Origin of the sequence: Antribacter soli (assembly GCF_021568775.1) — a bacterium.
Taxonomy (GTDB): Bacteria; Actinomycetota; Actinomycetes; order Actinomycetales; family Cellulomonadaceae; genus Antribacter; species Antribacter soli.
Map to the genome: position 1 here is coordinate 217,267 of NZ_JAKGSG010000029.1, position 26,588 is coordinate 243,854.

Consider the following 26,588-nt stretch of genomic DNA (forward strand, 5'->3'; position numbering starts at 1 on the left):
CATGACCCTCACGCTCCCCACCCTCGGCGACCTCGCCTGGGCGCCGGCCCTCGACCGTCTCGACCTCGTCGCGCCCCCGGTCGCCGACGCGCTGACGAGCTGGGCGGCGGCCGACCCGCGGGTCGGACGACTGGTCGCGGTCACCGAGATCGACCCGGACCACGCGGACACCGCCACGCTCAACGAGGTGCACGGCCTGCCGCCGGAGGCGTCCGCCAACTGCGTGCTCGTCTCCGGCCGGCGCGGGGAGGACGAACGGATCGCCGCCGTCGTGGTCGCCGCGCACACCCGCGCCGACGTCAACACGCGGGTGCGCAAGCTGCTCGACGTTCGCAAGGCGTCGTTCCTGCCCATGGACCGCGCGGTCGAGGAGTCGGGCATGGAGTACGGCGGCATCACGCCCGTGGGGCTGCCGGCGAGCTGGCGCGTGCTCGTCGACTCGCGCTTCGACGCCGACGGCGTCCTCGCGCTCATGGGGTCCGGCGTGCGGCGCTCGAAGCTGCTCATGCCCGGGTCGCTGCTCGCGACGATGCCGGGCGCCGAGGTGATCGAGGACCTGGGCGTCGAGCGCTGAGCATGGGCCGCCTCACCTGCGCGCGGTCACCAGCCAGTCCGAGGTCTCCATCACGACGCCGGCGGGACCAGCATGGGGGACGAGCGCCGCGCGGAGTGCGGCGAGGGCGTCCGACCGTTCGGCTCCGGTCGTCCGCGCCAGGACCGCCTCGATCTCCGGCTCGTCGAGCAGGTAGGTGACGACGTCGTCGACGTCGGATCCGATGCGGATCGGCAGCGTGACCGCCCGACGCTCGATGTCGCGAAAGCCGGCCTCGGAGAGGATGCGATCGAGCCGGGCCGCCTCACCCAGCGAGTAGCTCCCGTAGCTCTCGACCTCGCCGATGTCGTCCGCTCCGACGTGAGGTTCGACGGCGGCCAGGACTGTCCGCAGCCACGGATCGTCGCGCGGCTCCCGCGTCACGACCATCGACAACCGGCCGCCAGGGCAAAGGCTGCGGCGAAGGTTGGCGAACCCGGCGACCGGGTCGTCGAAGAACATCGTCCCGAACCGGCTGATGACGACGCCGAAGGCTCCTTGCCCGAAATCGTGGGTCTGCGCGTCCGCCACCACCAGCGAGACGTTGTCCAGCGACGCCGCACGCGCCCTCGCCCGGGTGAGCTCGATCATCGGCGCCGAAACGTCGACCCCGACGACCTCCCCGGCCGGCCCGACCTGGCGCGCCGCGTCGACGGTGGAGCTGCCCGCGCCGCATCCGACGTCGAGCACCCTTTCTCCGGTCCGGAGCACGGCGGCGCGCAGCATCGCCGCGCCCGGGGGACCGTCCATGGCTTCGAGCCGGTCACCGTGCCGGCGCCAGAGCGCCGGCCAGAGCTCGTTCCAGACGGCCGGATCTGTCGCTCCCGGTGTGCTCTCGGCGTCCTTGCCCATGGCCCTCACCTCGGTGTCCACGGTACGCCGCCACCCCACAGCACAGGGTGCGGGCGTCAGCTCTCGGGCGCGACCCGGCCCGTCACGGCGACCTCCAGCCGCTCCTGCAGGTCCGCCAGATCGGGGGCGCGGCCATCCGTCAGGCGAGTGCCGGGGCCAGCCGGTCGAGCGTGGCGCTCATGCCCGCGCGGACGCCGAGCCCGAACCACCGCTCGACCTCCTCGGCGGTGACCGACTCCGCGAACCCGAACGCCACTGTCATCTCCGTCCCCGTGCGGCCGCCGGGAAGCGTCGCGTCTGCGAACGTCACCGTGATCAGGGGCACCTCGTCGAGCCGACCCGGGTCGAGGGCGGGCCATCCGCCGACGGCACCCCACGCGAACACGAGCCGCTCCCCCGGCACGATCTCGCGGTACACGCCGCCGGTGAAGTAGTCGACGCCGTCCGGCTGGTACAGGTGGACGCGCCACGCTCCGCCGACCCGCAGGTTGACGCTCGGTTCGAAGTCGACGCCTCGCTCCACGCCCGCGAACCAGCGCAGGCGCTCGGGCTCGGTCCAGGCCGCGTAGACGGCGGCGCGCGGGGCGGGCAGGACGCGGGTCAGCGTGAACCCGCGGTCGGTGGTCGTCGTCATGACTCCTCCTCGTCGGCCAGCTGCGCCGCCAGCCTGTCGATCCGGTTCTCGTAGAACGCGCGGTAGCCCCGCAGCCACTCGTCGACCTCGCGCAGTGGCGCCGCGTCCAGCCGGCAAGGCCGCCACTGCGCCTCGCGGCCCTTGCTGACGAGCCCCGCCCGCTCGAGCACCTTCAGGTGCCGGGAGATCGCGGGCAGGCTCATTGCGTGCGGCGCCGCCAGCTCGCCCACTGTCGCCTCGCCCTGGCGGAGCCGCGCCAAGATCGCACGCCGCGTCGGGTCGGAGAGCGCCGCGAAGGTGACGCTCAGCGTGTCGTCGTCCGCCACGACGACTCCTTCCTCAACCCTTCGGTTAATTGATGATTTGGTTAAGTACAGCACGGGCCACAGCAGGCGTCAACGCCGTCCGACGACGGCCGGGTGCGCCTGGTCGCCCGGCGGGCGCAGGCTCGCCACGACCATCTCGACCAGGCCGTCGAAGCTCGTGCCGACGTCCTCCGCCATGGCGAAGCCGCCGGCCGCCTCGAGCGACGCGAAGCCGTGCACGGCGGCCCGGAGGCGGCGGATCGCGTGGACGGCGTCCGCTCCCCCGAGCCCGTAACCGGCCAGGACCGCGAAGAACACCTCGAGGAGTCGCTTCGCCGCCGCCTCGAGCATCGGGTCCGCGTGGGGAGCGAGAGGCAGGAGCATGTAACGGCGCGGATGGTCGAGCACGTAGCGCCGCCAGGCCTGCATGACCGCCGCCACCGCGGCGTCGCCGGACCGGCCGACCGCGGCGGCGTTGACGACCTCGCCGACCTCCTCCAGGACGCGCAGCGACACCAGGGTGCGCAGCTCCCCCAGGCCGGCCACGTGCTTGTACAGCGACGGCGTCGCCACGCCCGTGCGCGCGGCCACCGCCGCGAGCGTGAGAGCGGCGGGACCGTCGGCATCCACGACGGCGATCGCCGCGTCGACGACGGCCCGTGGCGACAGCCCGGCCCTAGCCACGCGGGTCGCCCGGCACGGCCTCCGGGGAGGCGTCGACCCCCGCGGCCGGCGCGCCGACGGCGAAGGCCGCGATCGCCGGACCGACCTCGTCGGGGGTCTCGAGGAACGGGTAGTGGCCGGCGCCCTGGACGAGCAGAAGCTGGGCCTCGGTGCCGGTGAACGCGCCGACGGCGGCGCGCGCCTCGGCCGCGGCGTCCTTGAAGTCCGGGTCGCGCGTGCCCATGACGACGAGCACGGGGCAGGTCACCTCGGCGGCCGGGCCGTCGGCCCACCAGACGGAGGTGGGCTCGAGCACGGCGGCCACGGCGTGCAGGCGGCCGGGCTCGCGGAGCTGGCGCAGCAGGCCGGCCGTGTCGTCGGCGAAGCCCGCGGGACGGCCCGCCTTGAACAGGCTCCGGTAGAAGGTGCCCCACAAGGTGACGCTGTGGGTGACCGCCCAGAACGCGAGGCGCATGACCGGGTTCATCGGACGCTGGATCGTCGTGGCGCCCACGAGCACGATGCCCGCGACGTCCTGCGGCGACCGGGCGGCGGCGAACGTCACGGCGCCGCTCGAGACGGAGCTGCCGACGAGCACCGCCGGGCCCCCGCCCAGCTCGTGCACGAGGGCGATCGCGTCCTCGGCGACCCGTTCGGCGTCGTACGCGGGCCACACGGCCGTGGACTCCCCGTGGCCGCGCAGGTCCAGGCTCGCGACCCGGAAGCCGGCCTCGACCAGCGCCGGCGCGAGCAGGCGGAACGCGTGGCGGTTGGCACCCATGCCGTGCAGGGCCACGGCGAGCGGGGCGTCGTCGGGGCCGGTGACGTGGTAGGCGAGGCGGCCGTCGGGCCGGTCAAGGAAGCGAGTCGTCATAGCCCTTAGGCTAATACCGTTAGCCACTGGGGCGCAAGAGGCCCGGGGCGGTTCGCCCCGGGCCTCTTCGCACGATCAGATCTCGCTGCGGCCCTTGCGCCAGTAGCCCATGAACGCGACGGACTTGCGGTCCACGCCGCGCTCGCTCACCAGGTACCGGCGCAGCGTCTTGATGACACCCGCCTCGCCGGCGAACCACGCGTACAGCACCGTGTCCTGCACCAGCGGACGCCCGTCGGAACCGACCGGCACCTCCCAGAGGATCTCGTGGTCGACGTCGATGTCGGCCGGCTCGGACGACAGGTCGACCCCCGCGGCCGTCAGCGCGACAGGCGCCGTCTCGCTTGCCGACGCCCGGACGCCCATCGCCAGCAGCCGGTCCGCCGCTGCCCGCACGGCCGGGACCAGGACCTCGCCGTGCTCGCGGCCGTCGCGGGCCAGCCAGTGCACGCGCACGCCCTCCGGGGCCTCGAGCGCCCAGCCGTCCTCCGGGTGCGGAACCTCGAGGAACACCTCGCCCACGGCGTCCTCGGGCAGGGACTCGCAGATCGCGGTGATCGCGGGGACGGCCGTCTCGTCGCCGGCCAGCAGCAGCGCGTGGCTGCGCGACGGCGGAGCGAACTCCACGCCACCGTGCGGCCCGTCGAACGCCGCGTTCGGGCCCATGAGAACGAGCGGCTCACCCGGGGCAGCGCCCAGCGCCCAGCGCGACGCCGGACCCGAGTCGCCGTGCAGCACCACGTCGACGTCGACCTCGCGCGTGCGCTGCCGAACCGAACGCACCGTGTACGTCCGCAGGGGGTTACGACGCTCGTCGGGCAGCTCACGCCACGCCGTGAACCAGTCCGGGTCGTCCCGGACCAGGTCGTCCCAGCCGCCGCACGGCGCCGGCAGGACGAACTTGATGCGCTGGTCACGGCCGTTGTCCGCGAACCGGTCCAGGTCGTCGCCGGTGAAGGTGATCCGCACGAAGGACGGGCACAGGCGCGTCACGCGCGACACGTGGACGTCGAACATCCGCCACGGCTGCTCGGTCCGGACCTGCTCGCTCTGAGTCGTCACGCTGGTGAGCCTAACCTAACTTCGCCGAGCCTTCGTAACGCTTCGAGACGTGGGACGGATCACAACCTACGCTCGCGCCACCACCACCGGGCAGGACGCCGTCCGCAGCAGCGTGTGCGTCACCGACCCCAGGACGAGCGCCGCGAAGCCGCCACGGCCGCGCGTTCCGATGACGAGGCGGTCGGCGTGCTCGGACTCGGCCGTGAGCACGTCCACCGGCCGCCCCTCGACCGGCAGACCGTCCACCACCAGGCCCTCGACCACCCGCTCCTCGACGCGTCCGAACGCCTCGGCGAGCGTCCGCTCCGCGGCCGCCTCGGCCGCGGCCCGGGGCTGCATCGCCACGGCGTACGACTCGGCCCACTCCATCGGGCCCGTCCACCACGCGACCACGACCCGGAGCGGCAGGCCGGCCGCGAGCGCCGCGTCGGCGGCGTGGTCGATGGCGACACCGGCGGGGGCCGACCCGTCGTACCCGACGACGACGGGCCGGGGCTCCGCCGTCACATCCTGCTCCCCGGGCAGCGAGCCCTCGGCGGAGGCTTCGACCTCCGACGCCGGGACCGCCACCACGGGACAGCGGGCATGCGCGGCGACCTGCAGGACGCACGACCCGCGCAGCTCCTCGCGCAGTGCGCCGCGGGGCGTCGAGCCGACCACGACGAGGTCCGCGCCGTCGGAGAACCCCACGAGGGCGGCGGCAGGCGACGCGTACTCGACGAACGACTCGACGGTGACCGCTGAACCGGCGAGGTCACGCACCCGCGCGGCCGCCCTCTCGACGAGCGACCACGCGCCGATCCCGGTGACCTCGTCGTGGGGGCGGGCGTCGAGGTGGGTGTCGTTCATGTCGCGCACGTACACGACCTGCACGGTTACCGGCGTGCGTCGCGCGAGCCGCCCGGCCTCGCGCGCAGCCCAGGCGAGGGCGGCGTCGCTCGCGGGCGACGCGTCGTACCCGACGACGACGACGGTCACCCTCCCATCGTCGCCCACCACCGGTCCGCACGGAAGCCGAGCGTCCTCGGGGGCGCCAACCTCACCCCGGGGTGGCGCTCGCCGTGCCGCCCTCGCCGGAGGCGCCCGCCACCTCAGCGCTCGCGTGCTGCTGCGCGAGGCGCCGCATGGTCAGGATCACGGGGTCGGCGAGGAGCGTCCCGACCACGACCTGCCGCATCGCGGCGGCCGCACCCTCCGGCACCGAGGCGACGTCGGCGGCGGCGATCGTCTCGCAGCCGCGCGCGTACGCGTCCAGGAGGTCGTCGGTGAAGACGACGCCGGCCGCGTCGGCGGCGCGGAGCTGGTCGCCGAGGCGCTGGACGAGCGTGTCGTACTCGTCGCAGTCCCAGCCGCGGGACCGGACGAGGCGCGTGGCGCGATCGACCCACGGGTCGGGCTGGTCCCCGGACGGACGGGAGCTCCCGGCGCGCTGGTCCTCGTCCATGAGGAGCGCGTGCTGCGCGGCGCCGAGGAGGTCGTGCCACGAGGCGGGCGGGTCGTCGAGGGCGGCGAGCACCTGCCGCACCCCGGCGAGGCTGAGCGAGGCGGACTCGATGAGCGCTCGGACGAGCCGCACCCGCTCGACGTGCGTCTCGTCGTACTGCGCCTGGGTCCTGGCCGTGGCGGCGCCCGGGGGCAGCAGGCCCTCGCGGAGGTAGTACTTCAGGGTCGCGACGGGCACGCCCGTCCGTTCGGCCAGCGCCGAGATCCGCATTGGTTCCTCCTCGGGTCTTGACATTGGAGAGTAGCACTACCCAATAATGGAGAGTCCAACTATCCAATAGCCCAGGGAGCCCCGCCATGACCGAGCTCACGACGCACCTGCACGACGGCGACCTCGCCGTCTTCCTCATCGGCGCCCGGGTCAACCGGCCCTGGCGCCCCGACGGCTGGCTCCCCGCGTTCGCCGCGATGGGACCGATGCTGCGCGAGCTGTGGAAGGACCCCTCGTCGGGCTTCCTGCACGCGCGCACCACGGTCGACGCCGACCTGCGCGGCGTCACGACGATCCAGTACTGGCGCAGCGTGGAAGACATCTACCGCTACGCGAACGCCGACGACCACGCTCACCGGCCGGCCTGGCTCGCCTTCTACCGGCGCGCCAAGAAGGTGCCGGGCGCCGTCACCATCTGGCACGAGACGTACGCCGTCCCGGCCGGCGGCCACGAGAGCCTCTACGGGGACGCGCCGACGCCGTTCGGTCTCGCTCGCGCCACCGGCAGCATCCCGGCGACCCGCCGCGGCCGCACGGCCCGCGAGCGGATCCGCAGCACGGCCGGCCCGGCCTCGTGAGAGCTCGCCTCAGACGCGCGTCGCCCAGAACGCCACGGCCGACGCCGCCGCGACGTTGAGGGAGTCCACTCCCCCGGCCATCGGGATCTTCACGACGAGGTCGGCCGCCTCGACCGCCCCGCGGGACAGCCCGTGGCCCTCGGTGCCGAGCACGAGCGCGAGCCGCTCGGGCGGGTCGGCGACGAGGTCGTCGAGGGAGACGGCGTCCTCCGACAGGGCGAGCGCCGCCACGGTGAAGCCGTCCTCCTGCAGCGCGTGCAGGCCACCGGGCCACGACTCGAGGCGCGCCCACGGCACCTGGAACACCGTCCCCATGGAGACGCGCACCGACCGCCGGTACAGGGGGTCGGAGCAGCGCGGCGAGACGAGGACGGCGTCGACCCCGAGCGCTGCGGCGCTCCGGAAGATCGCCCCGACGTTCGTGTGGTCGACGATGTCCTCGAGCACGGCCACACGCCGCGCCCCGGCGCCGTCGCGGGCGGCGGCGAGCAGATCGTGCACGGGCACGAGCAGCGGCCGGTGCATCGCGGCGAGGGCGCCGCGGTGGAGGTGGAACCCGGTGATCGCCTGGAGCACCTCCTCGTCGGCGACGTAGACGGGCACGCCCGCCGGCACGGCGTCGGACATCGACGCGAGCCACTTCTCCGCCATGAGGAACGAGCGGGGCGCGTGGCCGGCGGCCAGAGCCCGCCGGATCACGGTGGAGCTCTCGGCGATGTAGAGGCCCTTGGCGGGCTCGTGCTTGGAGCGCAGCGCGACGTCCGTGAGGCGCAGGTAGTCGGCGAGACGGTCGTCGGCGGGGTCGTCGATGCGGACGACGTCCAGGTGGTTCACCGCCCGATCATCCCAGCCGTGATCGGCCCGTGATCACTCTCAGCGAAAACTTGACTCTTCCCATACCGGCCCTCGTGTCAATATTCTCCAGACAAGGGAACATCCATCCTGCTCCCGGCAAAAGAGGCACCGCCCCGCAATGAACCCAAGTACCGCATCCCGACGAGGAGAACCACCATGAGATCCACCCGGGCACCCCGCTCACGTCGCGGCAGCCATCCCCATCCCCTCCCCGCCTTACCCCAGGACTACGCGGCAATGATCGAGCGCACGCCGACGCTCTCCGCCGTCGAGCAGTCCCTCCTCCTGGCCCGCATCGCCGACGGCCACGCCGCGGCCGGAACGCTGGCCGCCACCGCCGTCTCCAACTCGCTCCGCCTGAAGCTTGAGGTCCGCGTCAAGGACGGGCAAAGCGCGCGGGAGCGGCTCGTGCTCGCCCACCTCCGCCTCGTCCCGGACGTCGCGGCCACCTATGCCGACAGCATGCCGTTCGCCGACCTCCTCCAGGAGGGCAGCCTCGGCCTCGTCCGCGCCGTCGAGTCGTACGTCCCGGCACGCGGCAGCTTCACCGCCTACGCCCGCCGCTGGATCCGTCGCTCCATCGCCCGCGCGATCGCCGCGAGCAGCCACGCCTCCGACGCCTACGCGACCGTCACCACCGACTCCCCCGACCCGGAGCGGCTCAGCCTCGTGCGCCGCCGCGTCCACCAGGCTCTCGCGCACCTCGACGCGCTTGAGGCCAGGGTCCTCGAGCTCCGCTTCGGGCTCCTCGACGGAACGGTCCGTTCGCTGGACGAGATCGGCCGCCGTCTCGGCGTCACGCGCGAGCGCGTCCGCCAGATCCTCGAGATCGCCCTCGCGCGACTCCGCCACGTGGTTGCGCCGCTCGCACCGGCCGCAGCCTGACACGTACCTCGCGCCGCCATCTGGCCGGACCACCGTCACCCCTGACTGACGGCGGACCGGCGCAGGACATCGGCACGGGGGCCCGGGGGCGCGCCGGCAGGGGCGCGCGCACCACCGGGCACGGAAGGACCCGCGGTCAACGACGACAGCGGGCCGCTTCCGTGCTCTGGGCGCCGCCCGCGGGACCGGAGGCAACGATGCCACCGGCCCCGCGGGCCGCCCGCTCTCTCAGCCAGGCCGGGCCCGACGCCGGACCGGTCACCCTCGCGTCCCGGCCCGCCCGAGCACGCCGTCGCCCGGGCGATCCGCGTCCTGCGCGGGGTCGGGGACGCCGATCACGCGGGCAACGTCGTCGAACGCCCGGTGGTACGCCCAGGACCGCGGATAGCCGGTGTGCGCCGCGATCTCGAACAGGTACGCCCCGCGGTCGACCTCCTCCGCCCCTCGGTCGACGGCGTTCTCGCCGTAGCCGTGCGCAGGGAAGCCGAGGAAGTCCGTACGGCGCCAGAGGTTGACCCAGGCGGGCCGCGCCGGAGCGGCCGCGGTGCCGGCCGGGAACTCCCCGGGTCCGGGCGTGAGCAGGCCGAGCAGCGTCCCCCGCCCGGGGGTAGGGGGCGGCTCCGGTGCCTCCACCTGCGCGCCCCACGGGTCGCCCGTCCACGCGGGCCCGGTGCACGCCGGCGTGCCCAGCACCGACGGGCCCAGCAGCTCCGGGAAGAACCGGCCGAAGTACGGCCGCAGCTGCACCCCGTAGGTCAGCAGGCCCACGCGCGGGTCGCGCACGGGCACGGCCGTGCCGTCCGGCGTCGTGCCGTCCTGCGTCGTGCCGGCCGGGGCCGTCACCGGGTTGCCCGCCCGGATGAGCACCACCGCGGCCGCGAGGACCCCGCCCATGGAGTGCGCCGAGAGCACCACGCGGCGACTCACTGCGGCCGCCTCCCGCGCGGGGCCCGAGGGCAGGTCGGTCGCGGTGAGCCAGGAGTCGACCCGCGAGCGCACCTCGGGGACGGCCCGGCCGGCGTAGCTGGGCGGGCCGAACGGATGCGCGCTGCGCGGGAGGAAGCACATCAGGTCCCACAGCAGTCCCCACGGCCGGGCGTGGCTCTCGGTCGCGCCGACGAGGGCGCTCGCGAGGAGCGCGACAGCGACGACGCCGAGCGCAGGGACCGCCAGGTCCACCAGGAGGGCGGGCGCGTCGGCGACGCCGGTCGTCGGGTCGTCCGGCGTCCGCAGCGGGATCGTCAGGGTGAGGGCGAGCCAGGCCGCGACCGCGAGCGCGCCGACGCCCACCTCGGCGCGGTGCGCGAGGGCGGCGGCGAGGCGGGCACGCAGGATCCGCTGCCCTGCCGGCGCGTCGCCGCCGGCCGCCGCGTCGGCGACCAGCCCGTCGAGGTCGGGCTGCACGAGCGAGGCCGGGCCGGACTCCGCGACCTCCGTGCGCGGCGCGACCGGGATCAGGCGGCGGCCCCGCGCCAGGTCCACCACGGCCGGGGCGACGGCGATCAGCGCGAGCACCACGAACAGACCGAGCACGACGACTGTCGCCGCGCCGAACTCGGTGAAGACCGGGGGGACGTACAGGTCTGGCCGGTCGGGCAGGTCGCGCGGCACGGGGACGTACAGCCCGCCGCCGGCCACGTCCCCCGCCTCGCCCGTCCCGTCGGCCACGCCGCCGCGCAGCCACCACTGGGTTCCGAGCACGGCGAGGCTCGAGTACACGGCGGCGGTCGCCGCCGAGGACAGCAGCAGCACGCCCGGGCCGGCCCCCGCCCAGCCCTCCGCCGGACGCCGGCCGGCCACGGCGGTGACCGCGGCCGCGAGCGTCGGCACCACGAGGGCGCTGACCGCGACCAGGACGAGGACCGTCCGCGTGCTCGCGGACAGCGACGGCTCGAGCGTCAGGGCGGCGACGCAGGCCACGGCCACGGCGGGCACGGCGCCCCACAGCGTCGCGAGGCGGCCCGCCGAGCGCCACACGAGGGCGCTGGCACCGATCCCGACGAGCACGGCTCCGAGCAGCGCGGGGACCACCTCGATGCCGACCAGGCGCACGACGTCGGGCGTCGCGGCCCGCGCCGACACCGCCCAGGCCATCGCCCACGTGCCCGCGCCGGCGACGAACACCACGACCGAGGCGACCGGCTTCCACGGCGGCGGCACCACCTCGACGCCGTCGTCGTCCGTGCGCAGCGAGACCAGGGCGGCCGCGGCGGCGATGACGCCCGCCCCGGTCCACGCCACGGCAGTGCCGGTCGCGCTGCGGCCGTCGATCCAGGTGAGCAGCACGGCGGTCAGCCCGAGGGTCGCGCCGAGGTGTGCCCACAGCACCGACCCGCCGGCGGCGCGGACCGTCCAGAAACCGGCCCGCAGCAGCGGGGCGCCCCACGTCACTCCCGACGTCCGGCCCGCGCGCACCGCGGAGTACTTGTCGTCGAACCGCACCTGTCCGCTGCGCGCCACCAGGACGAGCGCCAGCACGAGCACCACCGGCACGAGCGACAGGACGCCGAGCCGGTCACCGTGATCCATCCGCGCCAGTCCGTACAGCGCGTCAGGGACCTGATCGCAGACGAGGACGACGTCCGGCCCCCCGGCCCGCATGCACTCCGTCCCGACGGTCGAGAGCACGACCGTCGATGCGGCCGCCGCCAGCAGCAGCGTCAGGGCGAGCGCGAACAGGCGGGTCAGCGCGGCGGTCGCCTCCGGGAGCACGGCCCCCCGCCTGCCGGGCCCCGCGTGAGGCGAGGCCGGCCGCGCGGGGTGCGCTCCGGCGTCGGGCGGCGGGACGCGCCTGGCCCAGTACGCGACGTTCGCGAGGCCGAACGGCACGATCGCCGCCCAGAGCACCCGGATGCCGATCCGCACGACCGCGCCGACCGCACCACCGAGCGGCAGGCCGCCCAGGCGGGCCATGGCGCCCCAGCTGTAGGCCTCGCGACGGACGTCGGGCCGCAGGGCGTGGACGTCGCCGGGTGGCAGGGCACGGTCACGGGCCGCCGCCTCGGGCGTGAGGGTCCAGAAGCTGCCGAGGGCGTCGCCGTCCGACTGCACGACCTCGGCCGCCGGCAGGTCCAGCGTGCCGTGCGGGGGCGTGTTCGCGACGCCGTGGATGCGCAGCTCGAGGACGGTCGGCGCTGTGCTCGCGTGATCCATTGCGTGCCTCTTCCCTGAGGTACCGATGGCTGGGTGAAATGTCCCCGGTTCACCGTAAGTGTCGGGACGTCCCCCCGCGCGGCGCCACGGCGGCTTCACCCGCAGTTGCCTCGCCGGATCGCCGAGTCACTGCCCCGGGCCGAACAGGACCTGGGTTGCGGAAACAGCACCGATCCCGCAACCCACGTCCTGGTCGGCGACGACGAGCACGGACCCCTCAGACGTGGGAGGGCGCCTCGTGGTCGGCGTGGCCCGCCGGCTCGAGCTGGAAGGTCGAGTGCTCCACCGCGACGTCGAAGTGGCTCGCGACGCACTGCTGCAGGTCGTCGAGGATCTTCGGGGCGTGGCCGTCCAGGAAGCAGTCGTCGGCGATGACGACGTGCGCCGTGAGCACCGGCAGGCCGGTGGCGATGAGGGACGAGTGCAGGTCGTGCACGGACTCGACGTGGTCGAGCCGCAGCAGGTGGGCGCGGACGTCGTCGAGGTCCAGGCCGGGTGGCGTGGACTCCAGCAGCACCGCCGTGGCGTCCTTCAGCAGCACCGTCGCCCGCGGCAGGATCAGCACGCCGATCAGCAGCGCCGCGACGACGTCGGCCCGCTGCCAGCCTGTCGTCGCGATGACGACTGCCGCGACGATGACGCCGACGGACCCCAGCGCGTCGTTCGCGACCTCCAGGAACGCCGCCCGCAGGTTCAGGCTCTCCGACCGGGCGCCCGACAGGACCAGCAGCGCCGCCACGTTGCCGGCCAGGCCCACCACGCCGAACACCACGAGCTCGGTCGCGGGCACGTCCGGCGGAACGAGCAGCCGGCGCGCGCCCTCCACCAGCACGTACACCCCGACGGCGAGCAGGATCGCGGCCTGGGCGAGGGCCGCGAGCACCTCGGCCCGCCGCAGGCCCCACGTCCGCCGGGCCGACGCCGGACGCCGCACCAGCCACGCCGCCGCGAACGCCATGGCGAGCCCGGCGACGTCCACCAGGACGTGCGCCGTGTCCACGAGCAGCGCAAGGCTGCCCGTGATCAGCGCACCGACGGCCTGCGCGACGAGGACCGCCGCTCCGATGCCGAGCGCGACGGCGAGACGCCCGCGGTGGTCGGCGGCGCCTTGACCGGAGACCCCGTGGTCGTGCCCGGCGTGACCGTGCCCAGCGCCCATCAGCCCGTACCGTTCCTCACATCGCGATGCTAAGCCTCGACGTCGCCGCCCACGTAGAACCAGCGACCCTGGTCGCGGATGAAGCGGCTCGTCTCGTGGAGCGCGCCGCGTCGCGTCCCCGGGTCACGGTACCGGGCGACGAACTCGACGACGCCGGCGCTGTCGAACGGGCCGCCCGCCTCGGTCCGCAGGATCTCGAGCCCGCGCCACTCGGTGTCGTCGTCCAGGTCGAGCGACGTGGGGCGGGTCGCGGGCGCCCAGGTCGCGAGGAGGTAGCCCCGGTCGCCGACGGCGAACGCCGAGTACCGCGAGCGCATCAGCGCCTCCGCCGTGGGTGCGGTCACCCCGCCGCCGAGCCCGTGGTGGTAGCGCCCGCAGCAGTCGCCGTAGGTGTCGCCGGACAGGCAGGGGCAGCGGTCGGAGTCGAGCACGCGCCGATCCTCGCACCTACCTCGACGCGCGAGGCGTAGTCTGTCTAGACTGTCCAGAAGGAGGTGGCGCATGACGGCATGGCAGGTGCAGGAGGCGAAGCAGCGCTTCAGCGAGGTGCTTCGGGAGGCGACGACGGACGGCCCGCAGATCATCACGCGGCACGGCGAGGAGGTGGCGGTCGTCCTGAGCATCGACTCCTACCACCAGCTCGCCAGTCCCCGCGTCGAGCTCGCCGACTACCTGCTGCACGGACCGGTCACCCAGCACCTGGAGATCGAGCGCGACCGGACGCCCATGCGGGAAGCCGAGCTCGGCGAGCTCGTATGACGTTCCTCGTCGACACGAACGTCATCTCGGAGATCCGCCGCAAGGAGCCCGACCAGCACGTCACCACGTGGCTCCGTGGCCTGCGCACCGAGCAGATCTTCCTGTCCGTGCTGACCGTCGGCGAGCTCCGCACGGGCATCCTGCGCCTCGGACGACGGGACTCCGCGCGGGCGCGCGCTCTCGACGACTGGGTCTCGGGCCTCGAGCAGACCTATGCCGACCGCATCCTCCCGGTCACGCACGCCGTCGCCGTCCGGTGGGCGGCGATCAACGCGGCCCGGCCGCTCCCCGGCGTCGACTCGCTGATCGCCGCGACGGCGATCGAGCACGGCCTCACCGTGGCCACCCGCAACGAGAAGGACTTCTCCGCCACGGGGGCGGCTGTCTTCAACCCGTTCGCCTGACCTACGCGAACGTCTGCTGGCCCAGCACCGCCAGCAGGCGGATCTTCTCCTCCGCCTCGCTGCCGGGTGCCGGCGTGAGCACAAGGAGCACCTGGGACTGGTCCTCGGTCAGCAGTGCCTGGCAGTCGACCTCGATCCGCCCCACCTCAGGGTGCACGAGCACCTTGTGGTCCTCGTAACGGCGTGCCACCTCGTGCCGGTCCCACAGCTCCCGGAACTCCGCCGACGAGCCCAGCAGCGCCCGGACCATCTCGCCCGCCCGCGACGCCGGGCCGAGGTTCCCGTACGCGGCGCGCAGCGCGGCGACCTGGGTGCGGGCGTGTCGCTCGTGGTCCTCCGGCGGGTAGACGTCACGGGACGCCGGGTCGGTGAACCACCGGTACACCCTGCTCCGGCCCATGCCGGTGAGCCCCGCCGCGTCGCCGAAGATCGCGGCGGCAAGCCGGTTCTGCGCGAGCGTCTCCCCCACGGCGGACAGGATGAGGGCAGGGGTGTCCTCGAGCCGGTCGAGGACACGCAGCAGCGCGGGCGCCACGTGGGCGTCGAGGGCGGTGCGCCGCGGCACGCCGTGGCCGGCGAGGCGGTACACGTAGTCCCGCTCGTCGGCGGACAGGCGCAACGCCCGAGCCAGCGCCGACAGCATCTGCTCGGAGGGCTGCGGGCCGCGCTGCTGCTCCAGGCGCGCGTAGTAGTCGACGGACATGCCCGTGAGCGCCGCGACCTCCTCGCGGCGCAGGCCTGCGGTGCGACGGCGCGGCCCCGGCACGAGCCCGACGTCGGAGGGCTGCAGCGCCTCCCGGCGACGGCGCAGGAAGTCGGCGAGGGCGGCACGGTTCATGCGTCCCATGGTGCGCCGCGCCCCGGCCCGGCAGCCAGACCGGAGCCAGGGACCGGCGATCCCTGGATGACGAGGTCTCTCCCGCGCGCTGCCTCCTGCACGCAGGGTGGAGGCATGAACATCACCGGAAACACCGTCTTCATCCCCGGCGCGACGAGCGGCATCGGCCTGGCCCTGGCGCTTCGCCTGCAGGCGAAGGGCAACACGGTGGTCGTGGGCGGCCGCCGCGCCGAGCTGCTCGACCGGATCGCCGCCGAGCACGGCCTCGGGACGGTCCGCATCGACACCGCGGACCCGACGTCGGTCCGCGAGGCGGCCGCCGACGTCGTGGCCCGCTACCCGGACCTCAACGTGCTGGTCGCGATGGCCGGCATCATGCGGGTCGAGGACTGGCGCTCCCCCGGTTTCCTCACGGACGCGGAGGAGATCGTCACGACGAACCTCCTCGGACCCATCCGTCTGGTCGCAGCCTTCGTCGAGCACCTGCGGTCCCGCCCGGACGCGACGATCGTCACCGTGTCGTCCGGCCTGGCGTTCGCGCCGCTCAAGGTCACGCCCACGTACAACGCGACCAAGGCGGCGATCCACATGCTCAGCGAGTCGCTGCGGCTCCAGCTCGAGGGAACGAGCGTCAAGGTCACGGAGCTCGTCCCGCCGGCCGTCCGCACGTCGCTGCTGCCCGGCCAGGAGGAGAGCGCGTTCGCCATGCCGCTCGACGAGTTCGCCGACGAGGTGATCGGCCTCCTGGAGGCCCAGCCCGACGCGCAGGAGATCCTCGTCGACCGCGTGAAGTTCCTCTGGTACAGCGAGGCGCGCGGGGACTACGGCCAGGTGGTCGCGGCACTGAACGCGGCGGACCCGCACGCGGCGGCCCGCTGACGACGCTCACCGGGCTGTTGTCCCGTGATCGGTAGTTCGTCGCATGATCGGCAACCCGAGCTGCCGCGGCTGCGGCGACCAGCCGCTCATACGCCGGGCCGCGCGGCCCAGATGTCGGTCGTCGTGGGTGACGTAAGTCCTCAGGTCGTGCGCACCGGCTCCGGGCTCCGCTCCAGCTCTGGCTCCAGCTCCAGGCCGGCGCCCGTCCAGCGCACTCCCGACAGGTCGCGCACCACGGCGTCGCACCCCAGTCCCACGGCGGAAGCGCTCACGCCCAGGACGGCGCCGACGCCCGCGGCGCGGGCGGACAGGATCCCGTTGTCGCTGTCCTCGAGCACCACGCAGGCCGACGGGTCGACGCCGAGGCGCTGCGCCGCGAGCAGGTACGGCTCCGGGTCGGGCTTGCCCGCGCTGACGTGCTCCGCCGCGACGACCGTCGCCGGGACGGGCACGCCCGCGGCCCTCAGCCGGGTCACCGCGAGGTCCCGCGACGCCGACGTCACGAGCGCCCGCGCGACGTCGGGGATGGCGCCCATGAGGACCGCCGCCCCGGGGACCGCGATCGTGGTGCCGGACTGGCCCAGCTCGAGGAGGTCGATCTCGGCGGTCGCCTCGTCCACCAGGTCGGCGGCCAGGAACAGCGCCACCGTCTCGCGGGACCGCCGCCCGTGGACGCCCGTCAGCACCGCGGCCGGGTCGAGCCCGCGCGCGTGCGACCACCGGGTCCAGGCGATGTTTCCGGCCGCCTTCGAGTCGACCAGCACACCGTCGTTGTCGAACAGGACTGCGGCGCAGGGCAGGACGAGCGGCATGTCAGGAACGTAGCACCGGGTCCGGCGGCGCCGCGTCCGCAACCAGTTCCCGCGCAGCCCGCGCGCGGCGCAGCACGGCCGCCCCCGCGAGCCCGACCGCGACGGTGACCACGCCGACCGTGACGAACGAGCCCCACGGCCCCACGGTGTCGATCACGTAGCCGCACAGGGGTGCGCCCGCCGCCGTGCCGATGGTGTACGCCGACCCCTGGAAGCCCATGATCTCGCCGCGGCGCGTCTCGGGTACGCGGTGGGAGATCGCCTCGGTGAGCGCCGTCAGCACGGGCGCGCACGCCAGGCCTGCCACGAGCACGAGGACGGAGTAGGACCACACCGACCCGCCGACCGCGACCGGCACCGTCACCACGCCGAGCAGCACCAGCAGCCACATCGGGTTCGCCGACCGGTGCCATGCCCCGTAGAGCAGCCCGCCCGCGACGGACCCGGCGCACCACCAGAAGTAGACGACGCCCAGTGCGGGCAGCTCGCCCGCCTCGCGCAGCGCGGCCAGCAGGCCCACGTCGGTTCCCGTGATGGCGAACATCGCGACGAACGACCCCGCGAGCAGGAGGAGCAGCCCCGGCTCGGCCCACACGGGCCGCCGGGACGGCGGCAGGTCGCAGGCCTCCGCCGTCGCGGCGTCGGGCGCCGTCGCCGCTACCGGCTCCGCCTTGACCGGCGGGTTCGTCACCCAGAGCATGAGGCACGCGGCCGTCGTGGCGAGGCCGACCACGACCAGCACCGGCTGGGTGCCGGCACGGGTCGCGGCCAGCGTGGCCGCGGCCGGGCCGACCATGTAGACGAGGTCGGTCAGGATGGAGTCCAGCGCGAACGCGGTGCGGCGCTGCTCCGTCGGGACGAGGACCGTCAGGGACGTGCGCGACAGCGCGAACACCGGCGGCTCGAACAGGCCCGCCACGAGGACGACGGGGAAGAGCCAGGCGTAGTCGACGAGACCCATGACCGGCCAGGCGACTGCCTGGACGAGGATCGACGGCACGAGCGTGCGACGCAGGCCGATCCGGTCGAGCAGGCGGCCGCGCCACGGCGAGCCGACGGCGATGCCGACCGTCAGGACGGCCGCGACCAGGCCTGCCTCCCCGTAGGAGCGGCCCAGCCCCTCCACCACGTGCAGGGCGAGGACGAGCGCGGCGGCAGTGTGCGGCACGCGCGCGACCATCATGAGCAGGAGGAGGCGACGCGCGGGGGCGAGCCGCAGCACCCCCCGGTACGCGTCGAATGTCACCCGACAATGCTCACACGAGCCGCCAGGTGCGCCCGGCGAGATCCCGGTCACACGCCCGCGCCGCCGGGGCCTCCGGGTCAGGCCGCGTCGAGCGGCGCCGCGAACTGGCTCCGGTAGAGCCGCGCGTAGGCGCCGCCCGCCGTGAGCAGCTCCTCGTGCGTCCCCTGCTCCACGATGTCGCCGTGCTCCATCACGAGGATGATGTCGGCGTCGCGGATGGTGGACAGGCGGTGGGCGATGACGAACGACGTGCGCCCCTGGCGCAGCCGGTTCATCGCCTCCTGCACGAGCACCTCGGTGCGCGTGTCCACGGACGACGTCGCCTCGTCGAGCACGAGGATCGCCGGGTCGGCGAGGAACGCACGCGCCAGGGTGAGGAGCTGCTTCTCGCCGGCGCTCACCGACGCGCCCTCCTCGTCCACGACCGTCGCGTACCCGTCGGGCAGGGTGCGCACGAACGGGTCCACGTGCGTGGCCCGCGCAGCCGTGAGGAACTCCTCCTCGGGCACCTCGCCCGACGCCCCGTACCGCAGGTTCTCCTCGATCGTGCCCTTGAACAGCCAGGTGTCCTGCAGCACCATGCCGATCGACGAGCGCAGCTCGGGCCGCGTCATCTCGCGGGTGTCCACGCCGTCGAGCGTGATGCGCCCGCCGTCCACCTCGTAGAACCGCATGAGCAGGTTCACGAGCGTCGTCTTGCCGGCACCGGTGGGGCCCACGATCGCGATGGTCTGCCCCGGCTCGGCGGTGAGCGACAGCCCGCTGATGAGCGGAGCGTCCGGCGTGTAGGAGAACGACACGTCCTCGAACACGACGCGCCCGCGCACCGGCTGCGGCAGCGCGCCCGGCGCCGGGTCGGCCGACTGCTCCGGCGCGTCGAGCAGCGCGAACACCCGCTCGGCCGACGCCACCCCGGACTGCAGCAGGTTCATCATGGACGCCACCTGCATGAGCGGCTGCGTGAACTGTCGCGAGTACTGGATGAACGCCTGGACGTCGCCCAGCGACAGCGAGCCCGACGCCACCCGCAGGCCACCGACCACCGCCACCACCACGTAGTTGAGGTTGGACAGGAAGCCGATCGCCGGCTGGATGATGCCGGAGATGAACTGCGCCCGGAACGACGACCCGTAGAGCGCGTCGTTCTCCGTCGCGAACCGCGCCTCGGCAGCCTCCTGGTGGCCGTACACCTTGACGAGCGTGTGCCCGGTGAACGACTCCTCGATGTGCGCGTTCAGCCGGCCCGTGGCCGCCCACTGCGCGATGAACTGCGGCTGGCTCCGCTTCGCGATCTGCGCGGTCACGACGACCGAGAGCGGCACGGTCACGAGCGCCACGAGCGCCAGCAGCGGCGAGATCCAGAACATCATCGCGAGCACGCCCACCACGGTCAGGAGCGAGGTCACGAGCTGCGCGAGCGACTGCGTGGTGGTCTGGGCGACGTTGTCGATGTCGTTGGTGACGCGCGACAGGATCTCGCCGCGCTGGTGGGCGTCCACGTAGGACAGCGGGATCCGGTGCAGCTTCGCCTCGACGTCATCGCGCAGCCTGCGCATGGTCCGCTGCACCACGCCGGTGGTCACGCGGGCCTGCAGCCAGCCGAACAGGAACGCGCCCAGGTACACCGCCATCACCCAGCCGAGCGTGGTGGCCAGCGCCCCGAAGTCGACGCCCTGGCCGGGCACCACGTTCTCCATCGCGGCAAGGATGTCGGCCAGCCGGTCCTGGCCCTGCGCCCGCAGGCCCTCGACGGCCTGCGCCTGGGTGGCCCCGGCCGGGAGCATCCGGCCGACGACGCCCTCGAAGATGATGTTCGTCGCGTCGCCGAGCAGCTTCGGGCCGATGACGGACAGCGCCACGGACAGGACGCCGGCCGCCGTCAGCAGCACGACGTTCGCCCGCTCGGGGCGCAGCATCCCGGCGAACCGCCGCAGCGAGCCCCGGAAGTCCATCGCCTTCTCGCTCGGCATGCCCATGGCGCCCATGGGGCCGCCCAGGGGCCCGCGGGGCCGGGGCGGGATGGCCGACGCCGTCTGCTTCTCCGCGCTCATGCCGCCTCCTCCTGTGCCTTGCGGGACACCCGCACCCGGTCGGCCGGCATGATCACGGCTTCGCCATGGTCGCTCATGCCGCCTCCTCCAGCGTCATCTGGGACTCCACGATCTCCTCGTACGTCGGGTTGTCGGCGAGCAGCTCGGCATGCGTGCCGCGGCCGACGATGCGGCCGTGGTCGACCACGAGGATCTGGTCGGCGTCGCGGATGGTCGCGACGCGCTGGGCGACGACGATCACCGTCGCGTCCACGGTGCGCGGCGCCAGGGCCGCCCGCAGGCGAGCGTCCGTCGCGTAGTCCAGCGCCGAGAAGCAGTCGTCGAACAAGTAGATGCGCGGCTCGCGGACCACGGCCCGGGCGATGGCCAGCCGCTGGCGCTGCCCGCCCGAGAACGTCGTGCCGCCCTGCGCGACGGGCGCCTCGAGACCCTCCGGCAGCGCCTCGACGAAGTCGCGCGCCTGCGCCACCTCGAGCGCGGCCCACATCTCGTCCTCGGTGGCGTCCGGCTTGCCGTAGCGCAGGTTGCTCGCGATCGTGCCGGAGAAGAGGAACGCCTTCTGCGGCACCAGGCCGATGAGGGAGCCGAGGTCGTTGCCGGCCAGGTCCCGCACGTCAACGCCGTCGACCGTCACGGCGCCGGCCGTCGCGTCGAACAGCCGCGGCACGAGGTTGAGCAGCGTCGTCTTGCCCGAACCCGTGGACCCGATGATCGCGGTCACCTTGCCCGGCTCGGCCGTGAAGGACAGGTCGTGCAGCACGGGCTCCTCGGCGCCGGGATACCCGAAGGAGACCCCGGAGAAGGTGACCTCGCCGCGGGCGGCGACCCGTCCGTCGTCGTCCAGCGCGAGCGCCACCGGCGCGGAGGGCTCCACGACCGACGGCTCCGTGCCGAGGACCTCGTCGATGCGCTCGGCGGCGACACTGGCGCGCGGCACCATCATCACCATCATCGTCGACATCATCACGGCCATGAGGATGTACATGAGGTAGGACAGGAACGCCGTCAGGGAGCCGATCTGCATCGCCCCGGCGTCGATCTGCCGGGCGCCGAACCACAGCACCGCCACGCTGGAGCCGTTCATGACGAGCATGACCGTCGGGAACATGAGGGCCATCAGGTACCCGGCCTTCAAGGAGGTGTCGAACAGCTCCTGGTTGGTGCGGCCGAAGCGCTGCGTCTCGCGCTCCTCGCGCACGAAGGCGCGGATCACGCGCAGACCCGTGATCTGCTCGCGCAGCACGGCGTTGATCGCGTCGATGCGCTTCTGCATGGACCGGAAGTGCGGCACCATCCGCCACAGGATGAGGCCCACCGCCACGCCGAGCACCGGGACGATCACGAGCAGCAGGCCGGACAAGGTCACGTTCTCCTGCAGCGCCATGATGACGCCACCGACCAGCATGATCGGCGCCATCACCATGATCGTGAACGTCATGAGGACGGTCATCTGGACCTGCTGCACGTCGTTCGTCGTGCGTGTGATGAGCGAGGGTGCGCCGAGCTGCGCCATCTCGCGCGCCGAGAAGCGCTGCACGGCGCCGAACAGGTCACGTCGCAGGTCGCGGCCGAACGCCGTCGCCACCTGGGCGCCCAGGTAGACGGCGATCACCGTGCACACGACCTGGCCCAGGCTGACGAGCAGCATCCAGCCGCCCGTGCGCCAGATGTACGGGATGTCGCCCTGGACGACGCCGCCGTCGATGATGTCGGCGTTGAGCGTCGGCAGGTAGAGCGACGCGAGGGTCTGCAGGAGCTGCAGCGCGAGGAGCAGCGCCACCGCCCCTCGGTACGGGCGCACGTAACGCCCGACGAGGCGGACGAGCATCAGTTCTCCTTGGGCTGGGTGGTGGCGGGATGGACGAGGCCGTGCACCAGGGCGTCGGCGAGGACGCGCGGCGGCAGCGCGGGCAGGAGGTGGTCGACGCGGCCGTGGGTGCCGGCGATCGCCGACTCCAGGATGGCAACGGCGACCGCGACGGGCACCCGCAGGCGGCCGGCGTCCGGGGCGAGCACGGCGGTGAGACCCTCGACGGTGACGGCGCGCTGCATCTCGCGCTGGGCGGCAAGCTCGGCGCGCAGGGTGGAGGCACGCTCCCCGCCCAGGTCGGGCGGGCAGACCATCGCGAGACCGCGCAGCACCGTCATCCACCGGATGACGTCGGACATCCGGGCTCGTCCCAGCTCGACGACCTGCGCGACCCGCTCCTCGAGCGGCTGCGACCGGTCGACGGACGCGAGCTCCTCGCGTGCGCGGCGCGGGTCCGACGCCGTGCGCAGTCCGCTGATCGCCACCTCACCGACCAGCCCGATCTTGTCGGGGAAGACGCGAAAGAGGGTGCCCTCGGCCACGCCGGCCGCGGCAGCCAGCTCCTTGGTGGTGACCGCGGCGCCCCGCTCGGCCACGATGGACGACACGGCCTCGACGATCGCGGCCCGCCGGACCTCGGGCGCCATCGGGGCTGCCCGACGGCGGTCGCCCGGCGGGTCGGCCGGCTCCCCCTGGACGGCGGTCGCGTCGTGCTGGTCGGTGCTCACCCTGCGAGGCTAAATGAGTGAGCACTCACTCCGCAACCGGAATTCGACGGCTTCTGCCGTGGGCAGACAGGCCGGGTCCCGGAGCCGCCCGCGCACCGACCCGGCGGCGTCGCCGGCGGACCCGGACATGTCAAAAGCTCCCCGCAATGTGTCGCGGGGAGCTTCTGACTCTTTGACTCGAACGGGCCGGCTCAGCCGGCCGGCGGGGCGGGCGGCGGCGGGGGCGGGAAGCTGCCCGGGTCCCGGGGCTCCGGCTCGTCGGACGGCACCGACCGCGGGCCGGCAGGCCGCTGGCCCGCCGACGTCGTCGGGTCGAACGGCGCGCCCGAGCGCGTCCCGGCCTGCGTGGCGTCGGCAGTGGCCGCCTCGGCCTGGCGCTGCGCCTCGGCGAGCGCCTCGGCCGGGTCGGGAAGCGACTTGGCCTTGAAGGAGGACGCCGGCGGCTCGCTGCGAACCGTCGGACCGGCGGGGACGACCGGACCGCTCTCGGGCCCTGCACCGCCGCCGCCGAAGCCCTTGGCGATGTTGCCGAGGGCCGCGGTGAACTCGGTGGGGACCACCCACATGGTGGACGACTTGCCGTTCGCGATCTGCGGCAGCATCTGCAGGTACTGGTACGACAGCAGCTTGGGGTCGGCGTCGCCGCGGTGGATGGCGTCGAACACCTGGAGGATCGCGCGCGACTCACCCTCGGCCCGCAGGATCTGCGCCTGCGCGTCACCCTCGGCCTTGAGGATCTCCGACTGCTTCTGGCCCTCGGCGGTCAGGATCGCCGACTGCTTGATGCCCTCGGCCTGGAGGATCGCAGCACGGCGGTCACGCTCGGCACGCATCTGCTGCTCCATCGCGCCCTGCACGGAGGCCGGCGGCTCGATCGACTTCAGCTCGACGCGGTTGACGCGGATGCCCCAGCGACCCGTCGCCTCGTCGAGGACGCCGCGGAGCTGGCCGTTGATCTGGTCGCGGCTCGTCAGCGTCTGCTCGAGGTCCATCGCGCCGATGACGTTACGGATCGTGGTGACGGTGAGCTGCTCGATGGCCGTGATGTAGTTCGCGATCTCGTACACCGCGGACTTGGAGTTCGTCACCTGGAAGTAGATGACGGTGTCGATCTCGACCACGAGGTTGTCGGACGTGATGACCGGCTGTGGCGGGAAGGAGACGACCTGCTCGCGCATGTCGACGCCCGCCCGCACCCGGTCGATGAACGGCCAGAGCAGGTGCAGGCCCGGGTTGAGCGTCTTCGAGTAGCGGCCCAGCCGCTCGACGACGAGCTCCACGGCCTGCGGCACGATCCGCACCGCCCGGGAGAGCGCGACCAGAACCACGATCACGCCGATGATCAGGACCAGATAGCCCAGGACACTTCCGAACTCCACGGGGACTCCTCCTGCGGGCGGCGCCCGCTCAGAACGGATGGTGCTTCAGACGTTGCGTCGCCCGGGGAACGAACCGGACGAACCGGAGGTTCCGGATCAGGCCTGCTCGACCACGGCAGTAGCGCCGTCGATCCTGACCACACGCACGGTAGTTCCCTCGGGCAGCACCGGCGACCCGTCCACGGCGCGGGCGGACCACACCTCACCCACCAGCTTGATCAGGCCCGATGTGGTCGTGACGTCCTGCACGACGGCGGCCGTGCGGCCGACGTGCGCGTCGGTGTTCGTCGCCAGCGCAGGGACGTGCGCCTTGCGCACGATCCACGGCCGCAGCACGAGGAGCAGGATCAGCGACGCCACGGCGAACGTCATCACCTGGACCCACAGCGGCTGGTCGGCCGCGGACACGCCGGCGGCCGCGAGCGCCCCGCCGGCGAACATCAGGAACACGAAGTCCAGCGACAGGATCTCGATCAGCCCGAGCACCAGTGCCCCGCCGACCCACCACAACCACTCCATCGTGCTCCCTCCGAGGGGCCCTCACGTGGGCCTTTGCGCGCATCTTTGCTTTGACATTACCAAGGTTAGCGCGCGCCGGGGAGGCTTTCGGTCCGTTTCGCCCGGGGTGTCCGCCGTGGTTCTCGGGGGGCGTCAGCGCGCCGCGCGGGCGAGCCAGCGGCCGCCGCCGTGCATGACGACGAGCGGCAGCCCGAACGCGGCCGACAGGTTGTCCGCCGTGAGGACCTCCTCGAGCGGGCCTGCCGCCTGGATGCGGGCCTTGCCGAGCAGCAGGAGGTGCGTGAAGCCCGGCGGGATCTCCTCGACGTGGTGCGTGACCAGCACCAGGACGGGCGAGTGCGGGTCGGCGGCGAGCTCGGACAGCGCGCCCACGAGCTCCTCGCGGCCGCCGAGGTCGAGTCCCGCGGCGGGCTCGTCGAGGAGCAGGAGCTCCGGGTCGGTCATGAGGGCGCGGGCGATCTGGACGCGCTTGCGCTCCCCCTCGCTCAGGGTGCCGTAGGTGCGGTCGGCGAGGTGGTCGACGTCGAACGCCGCGAGCAGGTCCTTGGCGCGCTGCTCGTCCAGCTCGTCGTAGGACTCCTGCCAGCGCCCCGTCACGCCGTAGGCCGCGGTGAGCACGACGTCGCGCACCGTCTCGTGGCCCGGGAGGCGCTCGGCGAGGGCGGCGGACGACAGGCCGATGCGGGGTCGCAGCTCGAACACGTCGACGTGGCCGAGGGTGCTGCCGAGCAGCGTGGCGGTGCCCGACGTCGGGTGCATGCGCGCGGAGACGATCGACAGCAGCGTCGTCTTGCCGGCGCCGTTGGGACCGAGCACGATCCAGCGCTCTCCCTCGTTCACCTGCCAGTCCACGGAGTCGAGGATGGTCGAGGTGCCGCGTCGGACGGTGACGCCCGAAAGGTCGAGAACCGAGCTCATGACGTCCGACACTACCGGAGCGGACGCGCCTTCCCCGCCCGCCGCCCTCTTAACATTACGGGGTGGACTCAGACCCGATGCTTCCCCGCAGCGTCGTCCTCGCCCTGTGGCTTCAGGGCGTCGGCGACACCTCCTCCGCCGTGAAGTCGGTCCAGGGCGAGGACGAGCCGCACGAGGTGTACGGGCTGCCGGGATTTCCCGACGGGACCGACCTCGACACGCTCGTCACGCTCTGGACCACCGGGCCGCGCGAGGCGTGCGCCCTCCTGCCCGCGCCGGGCGACGCGGCGGGCGTTCCCGCCCCCGCCACGCACGCGGCGACGGAGTCCGGCGAGTGCGTCGCGGTCACCACGCCGGCGGGCAGCTGGGCCGCCGTCCCGCGCGTCACCGCGTTCGGCAGCCACCTCGAGCGCGGGTACCTGGTGCGCTGGGACGTGGTCGACGTCCCGACCTGGTCCACGCAGCTCCTGGGCGCGATCGGCTCGCTCTCCGACGCCGAGCGGGAGCTGCGCACCAGCCTCGTCCGGGCGACCGAGGCGCTCGACGCGCTCGACGTCGCGCGCTGGCGCGACGACGCCGCGGACGCCATCGAGCGCCTCCGCCACACGCACACCGGGTCGTGGCCCGTGCCGCAGCTCGACGGCCGGCGGGCCCGCGTCCTCGACCTCGCCGCCCGGCTGCGCGCGATCGTCGCCCTCGGCACGGCGGACGACGGCGGCGCGGTGAACACCTGGCAGGTCGACCAGCGTTCGACCGCGCTGCGCGAGGTGGACCGGACCGCGCGCCACGCGATGTCGGCGGCGACGTTCGGCGCTATCCGCTGACCCTTCCCCGGCCCCCCCCCCCCCCCCCCCCGGGGGGGGGGGGGGTGGGGGGGGGGGGGGGGGGGCCGCGGGGGGGGGGGGCCCCCGCCAACGAC

Annotated in this window: 28 protein-coding genes; 7 read left to right on the forward strand and 21 right to left on the reverse strand. The window is 73.7% G+C overall.

The features are described 5' to 3' along the window. Position 1: 1 nt before the first annotated feature. The gene (locus L1785_RS10625) at positions 2–574 is read left to right on the forward strand and encodes a YbaK/EbsC family protein (protein WP_236089230.1); all 573 of its coding nucleotides are present in this window, start codon (positions 2–4) and stop codon (positions 572–574) included. A gap of 12 nt (positions 575–586) precedes the next feature. On the opposite strand, the gene L1785_RS10630 is transcribed toward L1785_RS10625, so the two are convergent. The 8 genes from L1785_RS10630 to L1785_RS10665 all read right to left on the reverse strand — a co-directional run bounded on the left by L1785_RS10630 (position 587) and on the right by L1785_RS10665 (position 6,696). Next, positions 587–1,444, reverse strand: a complete 858-nt coding sequence (locus tag L1785_RS10630) for a class I SAM-dependent methyltransferase (protein ID WP_236089231.1) — start codon at positions 1,442–1,444, stop codon at positions 587–589. 139 nt (positions 1,445–1,583) lie between these two features. Beyond that, complete coding sequence (locus L1785_RS10635) at positions 1,584–2,078, reverse strand: SRPBCC family protein (protein WP_236089232.1); 495 nt, start codon at positions 2,076–2,078, stop codon at positions 1,584–1,586. After that, positions 2,075–2,404 (reverse strand): ArsR/SmtB family transcription factor, encoded by a 330-nt coding sequence (locus tag L1785_RS10640; RefSeq protein ID WP_236089233.1) that lies wholly within the window; start codon positions 2,402–2,404, stop codon positions 2,075–2,077. The genes L1785_RS10635 and L1785_RS10640 overlap by 4 nt, the downstream gene beginning before the upstream one ends. 69 nt (positions 2,405–2,473) lie before the next feature. Continuing rightward, complete coding sequence (locus L1785_RS10645) at positions 2,474–3,067, reverse strand: TetR-like C-terminal domain-containing protein (protein ID WP_236089234.1); 594 nt, start codon at positions 3,065–3,067, stop codon at positions 2,474–2,476. Beyond that, positions 3,060–3,920, reverse strand: a complete 861-nt coding sequence (locus tag L1785_RS10650) for an alpha/beta fold hydrolase (protein WP_236089235.1) — start codon at positions 3,918–3,920, stop codon at positions 3,060–3,062. Before L1785_RS10650 ends, L1785_RS10645 begins: the two co-directional genes overlap by 8 nt. 75 nt (positions 3,921–3,995) lie before the next feature. Then, on the reverse strand, positions 3,996–4,937 hold the full coding sequence (locus tag L1785_RS10655; RefSeq protein WP_268915134.1) for a siderophore-interacting protein: 942 nt from the start codon (positions 4,935–4,937) through the stop codon (positions 3,996–3,998). A gap of 111 nt (positions 4,938–5,048) precedes the next feature. Continuing rightward, positions 5,049–5,960, reverse strand: coding sequence for a universal stress protein (locus L1785_RS10660; RefSeq protein ID WP_236089237.1), 912 nt, complete (start codon positions 5,958–5,960; stop codon positions 5,049–5,051). A 61-nt stretch (positions 5,961–6,021) separates the two neighbouring features. Further along, the gene (locus L1785_RS10665) at positions 6,022–6,696 is read right to left on the reverse strand and encodes a MerR family transcriptional regulator (protein WP_236089238.1); all 675 of its coding nucleotides are present in this window, start codon (positions 6,694–6,696) and stop codon (positions 6,022–6,024) included. An 86-nt stretch (positions 6,697–6,782) separates the two neighbouring features. Between L1785_RS10665 and L1785_RS10670 the strand changes: the two genes are divergently transcribed. Then, positions 6,783–7,274 (forward strand): DUF4188 domain-containing protein, encoded by a 492-nt coding sequence (locus tag L1785_RS10670; RefSeq protein WP_236089239.1) that lies wholly within the window; start codon positions 6,783–6,785, stop codon positions 7,272–7,274. 9 nt (positions 7,275–7,283) lie between these two features. Here the strand turns inward: L1785_RS10670 and L1785_RS10675 are convergent, their stop codons facing one another. Further along, on the reverse strand, positions 7,284–8,108 hold the full coding sequence (locus tag L1785_RS10675; RefSeq protein ID WP_236089240.1) for a TrmH family RNA methyltransferase: 825 nt from the start codon (positions 8,106–8,108) through the stop codon (positions 7,284–7,286). Positions 8,109–8,366: 258 nt separating this feature from the next. Between L1785_RS10675 and L1785_RS10680 the strand changes: the two genes are divergently transcribed. After that, on the forward strand, positions 8,367–9,014 hold the full coding sequence (locus L1785_RS10680; protein ID WP_236089241.1) for a sigma-70 family RNA polymerase sigma factor: 648 nt from the start codon (positions 8,367–8,369) through the stop codon (positions 9,012–9,014). A gap of 258 nt (positions 9,015–9,272) precedes the next feature. Here L1785_RS10680 and L1785_RS10685 read toward each other — a convergent pair whose 3' ends face one another. The 3 genes from L1785_RS10685 to L1785_RS10695 all read right to left on the reverse strand — a co-directional run bounded on the left by L1785_RS10685 (position 9,273) and on the right by L1785_RS10695 (position 13,757). Next, positions 9,273–12,167 (reverse strand): hypothetical protein, encoded by a 2,895-nt coding sequence (locus L1785_RS10685; RefSeq protein ID WP_236089242.1) that lies wholly within the window; start codon positions 12,165–12,167, stop codon positions 9,273–9,275. A 217-nt stretch (positions 12,168–12,384) separates the two neighbouring features. Further along, positions 12,385–13,326, reverse strand: a complete 942-nt coding sequence (locus tag L1785_RS10690; RefSeq protein WP_236089243.1) for a cation diffusion facilitator family transporter — start codon at positions 13,324–13,326, stop codon at positions 12,385–12,387. Positions 13,327–13,355: 29 nt separating this feature from the next. Further along, positions 13,356–13,757: a YchJ family protein gene (locus tag L1785_RS10695; protein WP_236089244.1), complete on the reverse strand. Its 402-nt coding sequence runs from the start codon at positions 13,755–13,757 to the stop codon at positions 13,356–13,358. A gap of 70 nt (positions 13,758–13,827) precedes the next feature. Between L1785_RS10695 and L1785_RS10700 the strand changes: the two genes are divergently transcribed. Both L1785_RS10700 and L1785_RS10705 read left to right on the forward strand, forming a co-directional pair. After that, on the forward strand, positions 13,828–14,085 hold the full coding sequence (locus tag L1785_RS10700) for a type II toxin-antitoxin system Phd/YefM family antitoxin (RefSeq protein ID WP_236089245.1): 258 nt from the start codon (positions 13,828–13,830) through the stop codon (positions 14,083–14,085). Beyond that, a complete protein-coding gene (locus L1785_RS10705; RefSeq protein ID WP_236089246.1) occupies positions 14,082–14,489 on the forward strand; it encodes a type II toxin-antitoxin system VapC family toxin in 408 nt (135 codons plus the stop codon). The genes L1785_RS10700 and L1785_RS10705 overlap by 4 nt, the downstream gene beginning before the upstream one ends. A 1-nt stretch (position 14,490) precedes the next feature. Here L1785_RS10705 and L1785_RS10710 read toward each other — a convergent pair whose 3' ends face one another. Further along, on the reverse strand, positions 14,491–15,327 hold the full coding sequence (locus tag L1785_RS10710) for a helix-turn-helix transcriptional regulator (protein ID WP_236089247.1): 837 nt from the start codon (positions 15,325–15,327) through the stop codon (positions 14,491–14,493). A gap of 114 nt (positions 15,328–15,441) precedes the next feature. On the opposite strand from L1785_RS10710, the gene L1785_RS10715 reads away from it, so the two are divergent. Then, a complete protein-coding gene (locus L1785_RS10715) occupies positions 15,442–16,206 on the forward strand; it encodes an SDR family oxidoreductase (RefSeq protein ID WP_236089248.1) in 765 nt (254 codons plus the stop codon). 140 nt (positions 16,207–16,346) lie between these two features. Here L1785_RS10715 and L1785_RS10720 read toward each other — a convergent pair whose 3' ends face one another. The 8 genes from L1785_RS10720 to L1785_RS10755 form a co-directional block, all read right to left on the reverse strand. Beyond that, a complete protein-coding gene (locus L1785_RS10720; RefSeq protein ID WP_236089249.1) occupies positions 16,347–17,018 on the reverse strand; it encodes an HAD-IA family hydrolase in 672 nt (223 codons plus the stop codon). Between the two features lies 1 nt (position 17,019). Further along, positions 17,020–18,264, reverse strand: a complete 1,245-nt coding sequence (locus tag L1785_RS10725; protein ID WP_236089250.1) for an MFS transporter — start codon at positions 18,262–18,264, stop codon at positions 17,020–17,022. A 77-nt stretch (positions 18,265–18,341) separates the two neighbouring features. Beyond that, a complete protein-coding gene (locus L1785_RS10730) occupies positions 18,342–20,315 on the reverse strand; it encodes an ABC transporter ATP-binding protein (protein ID WP_236089251.1) in 1,974 nt (657 codons plus the stop codon). 73 nt (positions 20,316–20,388) lie between these two features. Continuing rightward, the gene (locus L1785_RS10735; protein ID WP_236089252.1) at positions 20,389–22,143 is read right to left on the reverse strand and encodes an ABC transporter ATP-binding protein; all 1,755 of its coding nucleotides are present in this window, start codon (positions 22,141–22,143) and stop codon (positions 20,389–20,391) included. Then, positions 22,143–22,853: a TetR/AcrR family transcriptional regulator gene (locus tag L1785_RS10740; protein ID WP_236089253.1), complete on the reverse strand. Its 711-nt coding sequence runs from the start codon at positions 22,851–22,853 to the stop codon at positions 22,143–22,145. Before L1785_RS10740 ends, L1785_RS10735 begins: the two co-directional genes overlap by 1 nt. Before the next feature lie 191 nt (positions 22,854–23,044). Next, complete coding sequence (locus L1785_RS10745; RefSeq protein ID WP_236089254.1) at positions 23,045–24,232, reverse strand: SPFH domain-containing protein; 1,188 nt, start codon at positions 24,230–24,232, stop codon at positions 23,045–23,047. 96 nt (positions 24,233–24,328) lie between these two features. Then, positions 24,329–24,751 carry an NfeD family protein gene (locus tag L1785_RS10750; protein ID WP_236089255.1) on the reverse strand — a complete coding sequence of 141 codons (423 nt, stop codon included), beginning with the start codon at positions 24,749–24,751 and terminating at the stop codon, positions 24,329–24,331. A gap of 132 nt (positions 24,752–24,883) precedes the next feature. Then, entirely contained in the window at positions 24,884–25,669 is a 786-nt protein-coding gene (locus L1785_RS10755) for an ABC transporter ATP-binding protein (protein ID WP_236089256.1), read from the reverse strand. Positions 25,670–25,731: 62 nt separating this feature from the next. On the opposite strand from L1785_RS10755, the gene L1785_RS10760 reads away from it, so the two are divergent. Further along, a complete protein-coding gene (locus tag L1785_RS10760) occupies positions 25,732–26,493 on the forward strand; it encodes an Rv1486c family protein (RefSeq protein ID WP_236089257.1) in 762 nt (253 codons plus the stop codon). Positions 26,494–26,588: the final 95 nt, after the last annotated feature.